Origin of the sequence: Pseudomonas sp. R2-60-08W (assembly GCF_003852335.1) — a bacterium.
GTDB lineage: Bacteria > Pseudomonadota > Gammaproteobacteria > Pseudomonadales > Pseudomonadaceae > Aquipseudomonas.
The window spans coordinates 2,153,042-2,164,696 of sequence record NZ_CP027731.1; the positions used below are offsets into that span (position 1 = coordinate 2,153,042).

Annotated in this window: 10 protein-coding genes; 9 read left to right on the forward strand and 1 reads right to left on the reverse strand. The window is 61.9% G+C overall.

Going from position 1 to position 11,655, the window contains the following annotated elements; genetic code table 11:
• Nucleotides 1-134: 134 nt before the first annotated feature.
• The 3 genes from C4J90_RS09955 to C4J90_RS09965 all read left to right on the forward strand — a co-directional run bounded on the left by C4J90_RS09955 (nucleotide 135) and on the right by C4J90_RS09965 (nucleotide 4,517).
• The gene (locus C4J90_RS09955) at nucleotides 135-1,583 is read left to right on the forward strand and encodes an APC family permease (RefSeq protein WP_124362223.1); all 1,449 of its coding nucleotides are present in this window, start codon (nucleotides 135-137) and stop codon (nucleotides 1,581-1,583) included.
• 97 nt (nucleotides 1,584-1,680) lie between these two features.
• Nucleotides 1,681-3,102, forward strand: coding sequence for an aldehyde dehydrogenase family protein (locus C4J90_RS09960; protein ID WP_124403728.1), 1,422 nt, complete (start codon nucleotides 1,681-1,683; stop codon nucleotides 3,100-3,102).
• Nucleotides 3,103-3,194: 92 nt separating this feature from the next.
• Nucleotides 3,195-4,517, forward strand: a complete 1,323-nt coding sequence (locus C4J90_RS09965) for a hypothetical protein (protein WP_177413397.1) — start codon at nucleotides 3,195-3,197, stop codon at nucleotides 4,515-4,517.
• A gap of 26 nt (nucleotides 4,518-4,543) precedes the next feature.
• Here the strand turns inward: C4J90_RS09965 and C4J90_RS09970 are convergent, their stop codons facing one another.
• Complete coding sequence (locus C4J90_RS09970; protein WP_124362225.1) at nucleotides 4,544-5,302, reverse strand: IclR family transcriptional regulator; 759 nt, start codon at nucleotides 5,300-5,302, stop codon at nucleotides 4,544-4,546.
• A gap of 291 nt (nucleotides 5,303-5,593) precedes the next feature.
• On the opposite strand from C4J90_RS09970, the gene C4J90_RS09975 reads away from it, so the two are divergent.
• The 6 genes from C4J90_RS09975 to C4J90_RS10000 are packed head-to-tail and all read left to right on the forward strand — an operon-like array spanning nucleotide 5,594 to nucleotide 11,609.
• The gene (locus tag C4J90_RS09975) at nucleotides 5,594-7,135 is read left to right on the forward strand and encodes an acetolactate synthase large subunit (protein WP_124362226.1); all 1,542 of its coding nucleotides are present in this window, start codon (nucleotides 5,594-5,596) and stop codon (nucleotides 7,133-7,135) included.
• An 11-nt stretch (nucleotides 7,136-7,146) separates the two neighbouring features.
• A complete protein-coding gene (locus C4J90_RS09980) occupies nucleotides 7,147-8,637 on the forward strand; it encodes an aldehyde dehydrogenase family protein (protein WP_124362227.1) in 1,491 nt (496 codons plus the stop codon).
• 27 nt (nucleotides 8,638-8,664) lie between these two features.
• The gene (locus C4J90_RS09985) at nucleotides 8,665-9,459 is read left to right on the forward strand and encodes an SDR family NAD(P)-dependent oxidoreductase (RefSeq protein ID WP_124362228.1); all 795 of its coding nucleotides are present in this window, start codon (nucleotides 8,665-8,667) and stop codon (nucleotides 9,457-9,459) included.
• A 12-nt stretch (nucleotides 9,460-9,471) separates the two neighbouring features.
• A complete protein-coding gene (locus C4J90_RS09990; protein WP_124362229.1) occupies nucleotides 9,472-10,512 on the forward strand; it encodes a YCF48-related protein in 1,041 nt (346 codons plus the stop codon).
• A gap of 11 nt (nucleotides 10,513-10,523) precedes the next feature.
• Entirely contained in the window at nucleotides 10,524-10,991 is a 468-nt protein-coding gene (locus C4J90_RS09995; protein ID WP_124362230.1) for a VOC family protein, read from the forward strand.
• Between the two features lie 15 nt (nucleotides 10,992-11,006).
• The gene (locus C4J90_RS10000) at nucleotides 11,007-11,609 is read left to right on the forward strand and encodes an amino acid synthesis family protein (protein ID WP_124362231.1); all 603 of its coding nucleotides are present in this window, start codon (nucleotides 11,007-11,009) and stop codon (nucleotides 11,607-11,609) included.
• Nucleotides 11,610-11,655 lie beyond the last annotated feature (46 nt).

The window sequence follows — 11,655 nt, forward strand, 5'->3', positions numbered from 1 at the left end:
TAGCGGGTTGTTCGTGGGGGGGCATAGCATCGAATACAGCGTGCAATCCCAAAAACAAAAGCGCTACCTGGTACCGATAGCGCCTTGATCGGACCTACACCACAGCGACTGCCTCATACAATAAGGTTAAGAACATGAGTCTATCTATCCCGGTCAACAGCTCCACGGAGCTCAAGCGTGGCGCCTTGGGTGTCGGCTTTATCATCTTCTTCGTGATTTCGGCGGCGAGTCCGCTCAGCGTCATCGCAGGAGGATTCCCGATTGGCATCATGCTGGGCAATGGTGCCGGTACCCCGGCGTTGTTGTTGCTCGCCTTGCTGGTGCTGGTGGCGTTCTCGGTCGGCTACACCACCATGGCTCGCCACGTCACCAACGCCGGTGGTTTCTACGCCTTTACCTCGCGTGGCTTGGGTGGCCTGGCCGGAGGGGCGGCGGGTGTGCTGGCGATGTTTGCCTATAACATCCTGCAAGTTGGCCTCTATGGCATGTTCGGTGGTGTGGTCAGTGGCACCATGGAGAGCGTGTACGGCTTGGTGTTGCCCTGGTGGTCCTACTCGCTGATGGCGATGGTCAGCATCGCGATCCTCGGCTATCGCAAGATCGATCTGTCGGCCCGCGTATTGTCGGTGGTGGTGATTGCCGAATACCTGGCGATCCTGACCCTGGATGTCGCGATTCTCAAGACCGGCGGCGACAGCGGTGTCAATCTCGACTCCTTCACCAGCCGGCACGTGTTCAGCGGTACTCCGTCGATCGGCCTGCTGTTCTGCTTCGCGGCCTTTATCGGCTTCGAGGCCACTACGATTTACGGCGAAGAAGCGAAAAACCCACACCGCACCATTCCGATTGCCACCTACAGCTCCGTGCTGCTGATCGGCGGGTTCTACGCGCTGTCAGTCTGGTCGATGGTGGTGGGCGTAGGATCGGATAAAATCGTGCCGATGCTGCAAGCCTTGCAGGACCCGACCACCTTCATCTACGGCATGTCGGACCACTTTGTCGGCCCCTATCTGACGCAAATTATCCGCGTGCTGTTCATGGTCAGCATCTACGCCGGGCTGCTGGCGTTTCATAACGCCGCGGCACGCTATTTCTACGCCATCGGCCGGGACGGTCTGCTGCACAGTTTGCTGGGTACCACCCACCGTGTGCACCAAAGCCCGCATATGGGTTCGGCGTTGCAAAGTCTGATCGCCGCAGTCGTGGTGCTGATCTTCGCCGCCATGGATGCGGATCCGATCCTGCAACTGTTCGCCTGGTTCTCCAACCTCGCCACGCTGTGCGTCATTTTGCTCATGGCGATGACTTCGATCTCGGTGTGTGTGTATTTCCACCGGCATCCCGAACTCAACGTCGGCATCTGGCGGGGGCGTATTCTGCCGATTTTCTCCTGCCTGGCCTTGCTGATGGTGCTGGTGCTGGCGGTGGTGCATTTCGATGTGCTTACCGGCGCGAGCCAGCTCTTGTCCTACGCCTTATGCGCAGTCATTCCAGCGGCGCTGCTGGGCGGGGTTTTTCTCGCCGCGCGACTGCGCAAGGTATCGCCGCAGCGTTTTCTGGCGCTGGGCAGCCACAAACTCTGAGGCATTGAGCGATACCGTCTCACTGCACCTTGCACACTATAGACTGTTCGCTTGCCGGTGTCCGGCAAGGCTCGCCAGCGTTAAAGGAAGATGACACATGCACCACTACAAGATGCTTATCAATGGGGTTCAGGTTGCCGGTGAAAACGGACAGTTCGAGGTGATCAATCCGGCCACCGGCGCCGCATTTGCCCAATGCCCGGCCGGCTCGCTGGCTCAACTGGACGATGCGGTGGCCGCCGCCCAGGCGGCTTTCAAGGAATGGCGTCATGTTTCGCATGCTCAGCGCTGCGAGCGTCTGTTGGCGATTGCCGAGGATATCGAGCAGGGCGCCGATGAGTTGGCCCGGTTGATCGTGCGCGAACAAGGTAAGCCGCTGGAGCTGGCATTTTCCGAAGTCATGGGCGCCGCCGCCTGGACCCGCTATGCCGCCGAACAGCAGATTGGCGTGGAACTGGTGGAAGAAACCCCGACCCAGCGCATTGAGCTGCACCGCAAACCCTTGGGTGTGGTGGCTTCCATCACTCCGTGGAACTGGCCGTTCATGATCGCCGTGTGGCACATCATGCCGGCACTGCGCGCCGGCAACTGCGTGATCAGCAAACCGTCGAGCCTGACGCCGCTGAGCACCCTGCGCCTGGTGGAAATCATTGCGCGGCATGTGCCCAACGGTGTGATCAACTGCGTGACCGGCGAGCAGGGGTTCGGCAGTGCGATCACCTCGCACCCGGGGATCCAGAAAATTGTCTTCACCGGTTCCACCGCCACCGGCCAGAGCGTAATGCGCGGCGCGGCCACCAATCTCAAGCGCCTGACCCTTGAACTGGGCGGCAACGACGCCGCGATCGTATTGCCCAGCACCCCGGTGGAGGAGGTGGCCGAGGAGATTTTTCAGGCCGCCTTCCTCAACATGGGCCAGACCTGCGCTGCGCTCAAGCGTTTGTACATTCACGAATCCCAGTACCAGGCCTTTGCCGATGCGCTCACGCTAATTGCTGAACGCCAGGTGGTGGGTGATGGCTTGGAGCCCGGCGTCAACTTTGGGCCGGTGCAGAACCTCGATCAATTGCAACTGGTTGAAGCCTTGGTCGCCGATGCACGGGCCCAGGGCGCACGGGTGTTGTGCGGCGGCGCACGTCTGGACCGTCCTGGGTTCTTTTATCCGCCTACGTTGGTCGCGGATGTGACCGACGGCCAGCGTCTGGTGGACGAGGAGCAATTCGGACCAGTGCTGCCGCTGATCGCTTACAGCGACGTCGAGGATGTGCTGCGCCGTGCCAACGCCGGTGACATGGGCCTGGGCGGCTCGGTATGGGGACCGGAAGTCGAACAGGCCCAGGCCTTGGCCAGTCGCTTGGAAAGCGGCGTGGCCTGGGTCAACTGCCACGCCCGGATCCAACCGAACACGCCGTTCGGCGGCAGCAAGATGTCCGGCTTCGGCGTCGAGTTCGGCCTTGAAGGTCTGTTGGAGTTCACCGGCCAGCAGTTGCTGTTCGTCAATAAGCGCGCGGGCGAGTAACGCCTCGGCGAACCTGGCGCAGCGCGGCTGCGCCCCTGTTATGCCAATTACCTGAGACAGCCTTTAAAGGCGCACTTCAAGGAGCTTCGATCATGCGGTATCCCTCCACTTCATTTCTCAACGGTACATTGGCCTGTACCCTGACGCTCTGCGCCATCAGCCAGGCCCAGGCCTACGAGCTGTACAGCGATGAGAGCCGCCATTTCAACGCAGACATGACCGCCGTATTCGGTATGTTCAACAGCCGCAAGAACTATGACGGCACGTCGGGTGGCTCAACCTGGCGCGAAGGCTTTATCAAATACGGCTTGAGCGGCGACCAGTCCCTGGCGGGCAACGGCACCGCCTATGGTGCGTTCGCCCTGCTCAGCTCCGCCACTTGGGGCGACGGCGACCCGGCCGGCAACACTCTGGGCACCGAACGCACCACCAAAATCGAAGACGCTTACCTAGGGTGGCGCTCCGGCGATCTGTTCCCGGCATTGGGCCAGGACGGTGTGGATATTTCCGGTGGGCGCCAAGTGGTCAAGCTCGGCAGTGGCTTCCTGATCAACGACGACGGGCCGAACCTGGGCAAGGGCCCGGCCGATGGCAAGCTGAACCGGGGCGGTGCTTACTACCTGGCGGCGCGCCATGCTTTCGATCAGACCGCGTTCCTGCGCTTGGGCGGCAAGGATGGCCTGCATGGCAGCCTGTTGTGGCTCAAGTCCGACAACCGCGCCCAGGCTGAAACCGAAGTGGCCGCCGGTACGCTCGATTACACCACCAAGCCCGGCACCCTGGGGTTGACCTGGGTGCGTGGCATTGATGTGAATGATCGCTGGGCGAGTGATTTTCAGCGCCAGCGCAAGGGTATGAATATCTATAGCGTGCGCGGCGAAGGCGATGCGGGCCTGCCGAACGTCAGCCTGGCATTCGAATACGCCTGGCAGGACAAAGACAGCGGACCGGAAAAAGCCTGGTACGGCGAAGCCGGTTATACCTTTGCCGATGTGGCCTGGGCACCGAAGGTTACCTATCGTTATGCCCGCTATTCACAAAAATGGGATTCGCTGTTTACAGGTCTGAGCTCCGGCTACGGCACCTGGCTGCAAGGCGAAGTCGCCGGCAACTATGCCGGGCCGTTCAACAGCAACACGCGCATCCAGCATGTGGGTCTCAAAGCCACGCCGCTGGAAAACCTGACCCTGGGTGCGTTGTACTTCGACTTCGACACGCTGCGCAAAAGCGATGCGCTGAATCTCAGTGCGCGGGAGCTGGACCTGTACGCCGAGTGGGCCGTCAACCCACACTTGATCATCACGCCGCTGATCGGTCTCTACAAGCCAAAACAGGACTCCACTACGGGCGGAAACCAGGCTGTCGGCAATCGCACCAACCTATACAGCCAGGTGACCGTCGCCGTACCGTTCTGATCCACCCTGGCTGTCGCGCCTCAACTTCAGGGCGCGGCGGCGCCCGGCTGATTGCGCATGTTCTCGGCAATCCGTCGCGTGGTGTCCATCACCATCTCGATCACGGTTTCCTGGCGCAGCAGCCTGAAGCTTTGAGTACTGCCGACGGCGGATAAGCTGCCCACCACTTCGTCCATATCCGGCTGGATGATCGGCGCCGCGATGCCGGTCAGGCCCAGGTTGAGTTCATCGTGGGTCAGGCAATAGCCGTCCTTGCGAATCTTCTTCGTGGCCTTTGCAAAGCTTGCCCAGTCATAGGCACTTTCCGGGTCGCCGGCCATATGTTCTTCGAACAGGCGTTGCAAGCGCCGACCTTTCTGATAGGCGATTAACACCTTGGATTGCGCACCGCGAAAAAACGGCAGCGGGTGCCCGCGCCCGAAGGAGAAGTGGTAAGTGTCAGTCGGTTCGGCGATGTAGGTGTTGATGATGCGCCCGTCATAGAAAACGCTGGCGAACACCGCAAGGCCGGTCTGCGTCGACAGTTCATGCATCAGTTCGCGCCCGGCGAGAAGGATGGGGTCGTACTGGCGCATCATCCAGTCCAGCTCGATCACGCGGGGCCCCAGGCCGTAACTGCCGGCGTCCACGCGCGTCAGCAGCCCGGCGTCACACAGGTCCTTGACGTAGCGATACGCCGTGGCGCGCGACAGGCTCATGCGCTCGGCGATGGTGTCCGGGTCGATCTTCAACGTCTGTGGACCGAACAGGTCCAGGACACTCAACAACTTACTCAGACTGCTCATTTCGTTCCTAGAGAAGGGGAGGCGTGCGGGTAAGCACTATAGGCGAAAACGCCCCAGATCCAATGTGGAGCGGGGCTTGCTCGCGAAAACGGTACTTCAGTGACGGCTGTGTGGACTGACATGCCGCTTTCGCGAGCAAGCCCGCCCCCACACGTCATCACTCTATATTGAGAACGTATTAATTGCATATAATCTCAAAATAAGAGATTTAACTTAAATTAAATCTTGTTATGAGTGTCTTTATATGTGATAAATCTCATCAAAGAAAACGCTCAAGTGAGAGGGCTGACAATGAATGGCGCACAACTAATAGTGAATGCGGCAGCGGCAAGTGGTATCGAATACTGCTTCGCCAACCCGGGAACCACCGAGATTCCGCTGGTGGCCGCCATGGCCAGTGCACCCGCCCTCAAGCCGGTGTTGTCGTTGTTCGAAGGGGTGTGCACCGGCGCGGCGGACGGTTACGGTCGTATCGCCGGCAAACCGGCAATGACCCTGACGCACCTGGGCCCGGGCTTTGCCAACGGCATCGCCAACCTGCACAACGCACGGCGCGCCAACACGCCCATCGTCAATGTGATCGGCGACCACGCGTCATGGCACGTCAATTACGACCCGCCTTTGGCCAGCGACATCCAGGCCCTGGCCGGTACTGTTTCCGGTTGGGTACGCACCTCGCGCACCGCGTCCGGTGTGGGCGAGGACTTGCAGGAAGCCATGCGCGCCGCCTGGCAAGCCAAAGGCCAGATCGCCAGCTTGATCCTGCCCATGGACCTGCAATCCAATACGGCGACCCACAATGGGCAGTTCAGCCCGCTACGTGCGCCGGTCCGGCGCTTTGCCGGCGACCGTATCGAAGCCGTGGCCCAGGCGCTGCGCGATGGCCAGCGCCTGGTCTTCATCGTCGGTGACCAAGGCTTGTCAGTGGCCGGCCTGGAAGCGGCGGGGCGCCTGGCGCAACTGCCCGGCGTGCGGATGTTTGCCGAGACTTTCCCGCGCCTGAGCTACCGCGGCGGCGGCTTGCCCGACCTGGATCGCTTGCCGTATTTCCCGGAAGTGGCAATTGAGATCCTCGAGCAATACGACAAGGTTGTGTGCGCCGGTGTCGTGGAGCCCATCAGTTATTTCGGCTACGAAGGTATTCCGTCACGGTTGGCTGAGCGTGAGCGTCTGCTGTCGCTGGCCGAAGTGGGCGACGATGTGGCCGGGGCGCTGACCGCGCTGGCCGATGCGCTGGATGCGCCGGCCTATGTACCGACGCCGCAGGACATCCAGCTGCCGCCGGGCGAGGCGGCTTTGAGCCCGCAGTCGGTGGGGCAAGTGTTGGCCGCCGCGCTGCCGGACGACTGCATTGTCTCGGTGGAGGGCGGCACCTGCGGCTATCCGTTTTTCACCGCTTCTGCCCGTGCCGCGCGGCACCGTGTATTGACCAATACCGGTGGCGCCATCGGCCAGGGCATTCCGGTGGGTTTTGGCGCCGCACTGGCCGAGCCTGGCAACCGGGTGTTTTGCCTGCAATCGGACGGCAGCGCCCAGTACACCATTCAGACCCTGTGGAGCATCGCCCGCGAGCAATTGCCGGTGGTGATCCTGATTGCCGCCAACCACCGCTACGCGATCCTGCAGAACGAACTGCGCCGTTTCGGCATGACCGAGCTCGACCCGCAGGCGCTCAAGCTGACCGTACTCGACAGTCCGCGTATCGATTGGAAGGCCCTGGCCAAAGGGTATGGCGTGCCGTCCTGCACCGTACACACCAACGCCGAATTGCAACGGGCGCTGGCCAACGCCGCCGCCAATGCCGGGCCTTGCCTGATCGAAATGGCGCTGTGAAGGAGTCGACCATGAACCTGCTCCAATTATTGCCTGCCGTCCAGGCGTTCCTGGACCAGCCCGGCCGCCTGTTTATCGGCGGTACCTGGCAGGACGCCGCCGGCGGTCGTCGCTTTGCCGTGGAAAATCCGGCCACTGAACAGACCCTGACTGAAGTCGCCCAGGGCGATGAGCGCGATGTGAATGCGGCCGTGGCAGCTGCCCGCGCAGCCTTCACCGGCGCCTGGGCCTTGCAGTCACCGGCGCAGCGCGGTTTGTTGCTGTTTCGCCTCGCCGATCTGTTGGACCAGCACCGCGAGGAGCTGGCGCAACTGATCACCCTGGAGAACGGCAAGCCGATCGCCAATGCGCGCGGTGAAGCGGCCAGCGCGGCGAACATCATTCGCTACTTCGCCGGCTGGCCCACCAAGATCGAAGGCAGCACGCTGCCCGTCTCGCCGGCCAGCGGCGCGCCGATGCTCAACTACACCCTGCGCGAGCCGGTGGGCGTGTGTGCGCTGATCGTGCCGTGGAACTTCCCGTTGACCATGTGCGTGTGGAAGCTCGGTCCGGCGCTGGCCACCGGTTGCGTGGCGGTGCTCAAGCCCGCCGAGCAGACGCCGCTGGTGGCGATTCGTCTGGTGCAACTGATTGAAGCGGCAGGCTTCCCGGCGGGCGTGGTCAACCTGATCACCGGCCTGGGCGTCGACACCGGCGCGCCACTGGCGCAGCACCCGGACGTCGACAAGATCGCCTTCACCGGCTCGACCCAGGTCGGTCGGCTGATCGCCCAGGCCGCCACCGGCAACATGAAAAAGGTGTCCCTGGAGCTGGGCGGCAAATCGCCGAACATCATCTTGCCCGACGCCGACATCGTGCGCGCCGCCAAGGGCGCCGCCGATGGGATTTTCTACAACCAGGGCCAGGTGTGCACGGCCGGTTCACGCCTGTATGTGCATGCCAGTGTGCTTGATCAGGTGCTCGAAGAACTGCAGCGTCATGCCGCCGCCCACGTACTCGGCGATGGCCTGGACCCGGCCAGCAGCATGGGCCCGCTGGTGTCCGCGCGGCAATTGAACACCGTCAAGGGTTACCTCCAGCGGGGCCAGGAAGAGGGCGCCGAACTGATCTGCGGCGGCGGCCGTCCCGAACACCTGGAGCGTGGTCACTTCATTGCTCCGAGCGTGTTTTTGGACCGCGCCGAGCGCGCCTGCGTGGCCCGCGAAGAAATCTTCGGCCCGGTGCTGACCGTGATGGCCTGGACCGAAATCGACGAACTGGTGCTGCGCGCCAACGACTCGCCCTATGGCCTTGCCGCCGGCCTGTGGACCCGCGACCTGCGCTCGGCGCACCGCGTGGCCGCGCAGCTCAAGGCCGGCTCGGTATGGATCAATTGTTGGAACGTGGTCGATCCGGCCTCGCCGTTCGGCGGCTACAAGCAATCCGGCTGGGGCCGGGAAATGGGCAAGAACGTGATCGACGCCTACACCGAGACCAAAAGCGTCTTCGTCGATCTCGCCTGAATCGAACAATCACAAGAGGAAATGGCAATGGATCTGGAATTGAAAGGCCGTGTGGCAATTGTGACCGGCGGCGGCATGGGCATCGGCAAGGAAGTCGCACGTTTTCTGTCCGAGGAAGGTTGCAAGGTGGTGATCTGCGCGCGGCGCATGGCGTTCCTGCAACTGGCTGCCGAAGAGATCACGGCACAGACCGGTAATGAAGTGCTGCCGCTGTTCTGTGACACCAATGACATGAAGGCCGTGTCGGAGATGGTCGATGCGGCGTACAAGCATTTCGGCCGCATCGACATCCTCGTCAACGGTGCTGCCGCGCCGTCTGGTGTGGTACGCAATGACATCGAGCACGCCGGCGACGAGGAGTTGCTGTCGGACCTCAACACCAAGGTGATCGGCTACTTCCGTTGCGCCAAGGCCGTGACCCCGCACATGAAGGCTGCCGGCTTCGGTCGCATCATCAACATCGGCGGGCTCACCGGGCGCAGCAGCAAAGTGCTCTCGGGCATGCGCAACCTGGCGATTGCCCACATGACCAAAACCCTGTCCGACCAGCTCGGTCCGTCGGGCATCACGGTCAACCTGATTCACCCCGGCGTGGTGGATACCCCGCATATCCAGGAGCTGTACGAGCGCGAAGCGGTCAAGCAAGGCAAGACCGCGGAACAGGTTGAACAGGCCTACATCGACGCGACGCCGATTCGCCGCACCCTGGCACCGATCGAAATGGGCTGGCTGATCGGCTTCCTGGCGTCGCCGAAGGCTGGCGCGGTAACCGGTGAGTCCATCGGCATCGACGGTGGTTTGACCCGTGGCATCTATATCTGAGGAGTATCAGAGATGAGTAACGGAACCCTTTTAGTCGCCACCGTCGGGCAGGCGGTGATTCGCAGTGCCGACGATGGCAAGACCTGGCATCGTCTGGGCCTGGGGCAAGACCTGGAATTCGACGCGATCACCCGCTCCTTGAGCGTGCATCCCGACACGCCCGAGCGAATCTATGCCGGCACCGACGTGGGCTTGTGTGTCAGCCACGACACCGGTGGGCACTGGCAGCGCGTCGATTCGCCGTTCAACGGCGAGACGGTGTGGAAGGTCGCGGTGGACCCGCAGGATGCCCAGCGGATCTTTGTCGGTACCGGTGCGCCCTCGCGCGCTGTGCTGTGGCGCACCCTGGACGGCGGCCTGAGCTGGGATCGCGCGCCGGTGGAGATCCCGGAATTCTGCGACGGCGTCAGTCGCCCACGTTTGCTGGCCTTCGCCTACGACCCCACCGACCGCAATCAGGTGTGGTTCGGCCTGGAGGAGGGTGGGCTGTTCCATTCCCGCGACGGTGGCGACAGCTGGACTCGGGTTGATGACCGCCTGCTGTGGGACTTCAACTCGGATATCCACAACATCCTGGTGCTGCCCAACCATGGCGAAAAAGTCATCGTGGTGGTGTGCGTCAACGCGGTCTACCGCAGCCTTGATGAAGGCTTGACCTGGACCGGCATTGTTGGCCGGGAAGCGTTCGGCCTGTACTACATACGCGCCATGAACGCGCCGCCGGGCACCGAGGACACGCTGTACCTGAGCATTTCCGACGGCACTCCCGGCACCACCAGCAAAATCCTGATTTCCCGTAACGCCGCCCTCAGTTGGGAGGTATTGCCGCTGCCGCAGCAACCCAACTCCTGCGTCTGGGCCATTGCCTTCAACCCGGCCAACCCGCGCCAGATCGTGGCGGGCACCAAGTATGGGCACTTGTTCACTTCTGACAATGGCGGGGACGGCTGGCAGAAGCACTGGCGTGAATTCAGTGAGATCGCGGATGTGCTCTGGACGCCTGCCGTGGCGCAGATCAAGGCCGGGCATCAATCCATCGTCAAGAAAAACTGAGGAAATCGGTGATGAAAGTCAAAATCCTTCGGACTCACTTATCGCTATTTGTGAGTGATCCTGATGTGTCGGCGCGCTGGTATGCCGACATCCTGGGCATGCACGAAAGTGCCCGGGGCGAAAGCTGGGTCATGATGGCGTTTGGCACCAAACATCACGACATCGCCTTGATTCGTGCAGAACCGGGCGCCCATCAGGGCGGCCTGGGCCTGCAGCACTACGGATTGGAAATCGAAGGTGACATGACCACCTTGCGCCAGCTCTACGGCATGTTGCTGAAGAAGGGGGTGGAGGTGGTGAAAATTACCGATCATGAAATCGGCAACGGCCTGTATTTCAACGACCCCGATTGCAATCGCATGGAATTCTTTCTCGAGACAGAGCATGACGATGCGTGCGGCAAGGCCCGCTTCAAGGCCGCCCGTGCGCCGAGTCGCAACATCACGCTTGACCCCCTTGACCCCCTTGACCCGATTTGAACCGAGGTTCACCTGATGAAAACCGCGAATTTTGCCAGCTATCACATCCGCAAATGGTACAGCTTCATCGAAGAAACCCTGGCCAACGAAAGTGGCCAACTGGCCGATGGCGAGCCGCTGTTCAAATACGCCGTGGCTGCCGTGATCGCCAACCCTTATGCCGGGCGCTACAGCGAGGACCTCTCGCAATTGACTGAGCCGTCGCCGCTGCTGGGCGAAGAGTTCGGCCGGCGCATCAAGGCATTGGCCGGCGCACATGAAATTGTCAGCTATGGCAAGGCCATCCTGGTGGGCAGCGCGGGAGAATACGAGCACGGCAACGCGTTCCTCACCAACCCGGCCGCCGATCCGATCCGCGTCGCCCTGGGCGGTGGCAAGTCGTGGGTGCCCTCGACCGGCAAACGCGGCGGGCCGGGTTCGACCATCGACGTACCGCTGGCCCACAAAGACGCGCTGTACGTGCGTTCGCATTACGACAGCTTCTCCCTGACGTTCGGTGACGGCCCTTCGGCTGATGAGGTAGTGGTGATTTGGGCGTTCGCCACCCGCGGCCGTTTGCATGCGCGGTTGGGCGGCCTGAAGGCCGAGGATGTAAAAGGTATTGACGGGCTGCACTGATAAAGGCGCAGCATCAAGCAGTATTGGATCAAAACCACAACAAGAA